This window comes from Granulicatella sp. WM01 (genome assembly GCF_004570605.1).
Classification (GTDB): domain Bacteria; phylum Bacillota; class Bacilli; order Lactobacillales; family Aerococcaceae; genus WM01.
Genome location: NZ_SPPB01000129.1, coordinates 1 through 692, shown reverse-complemented (window position 1 = coordinate 692; position 692 = coordinate 1). Strand labels below are relative to the sequence as shown.

General features: G+C 32.7%; 1 pseudogene. It reads left to right on the top strand.

The features are described from left to right. Positions 1–198: 198 nt before the first annotated feature. Positions 199–692 (top strand): annotated as a pseudogene (locus E4T68_RS08975) (helix-turn-helix domain-containing protein); the annotation flags it as partial.

The window sequence follows — 692 nt, the reverse complement described above, 5'->3', positions numbered from 1 at the left end:
AGTTTGGTTTTGCTTGTTTTCAGTTAGGTATTAGCCTTAAAACAACATCTATTCCACAGGGGAAAGGACGTGTGGAACGTTTAAACAATACCTTACAATCCCGATTACCTGTTGATTTGGAACGACAATTTCAATCGAATGTGATAATGTCTTAAAGTAATCGAATGACAAAATGTCCCAAAATGATAAACTAGAGATATGAAAAGGATAGAATTAACAGTGAATGAAATAAAAAAATATAACGTCATCAAAGCCGTTCATCATGGCAAAAAAACAAAACAACGTGCCTGTGTTGAATTAACTTTATCATTAAGACAAATTAACCGACTACTTAACAATTATGTTCAATTGGGTAAGTCAGCTTTTTCTCATAAAAATAAAAAACGCTCGCCAAAGCATAGTCTACCTGAATCTACTAAAACTTTTATTGTAGAACTATACCAATCATTTACCAATTTAAAACCTAATGTTGTTCATTTTACTGAAATTTTAAAACAAGAACATGGCATCAAATTAACAGATACAACTGTTCGTACCATTCTCTATAACCATGGGATGATTTCTCCCAAAACACATCGTAAAACAGTAAAACGACTAAAACAACAGAAAAAAGTAGCACAACAGGTGAGACATGAATTGTCTATAAACTTACCCCGTTCTTGTGAGTTTCTAGCAGATAGTGACACTATCCA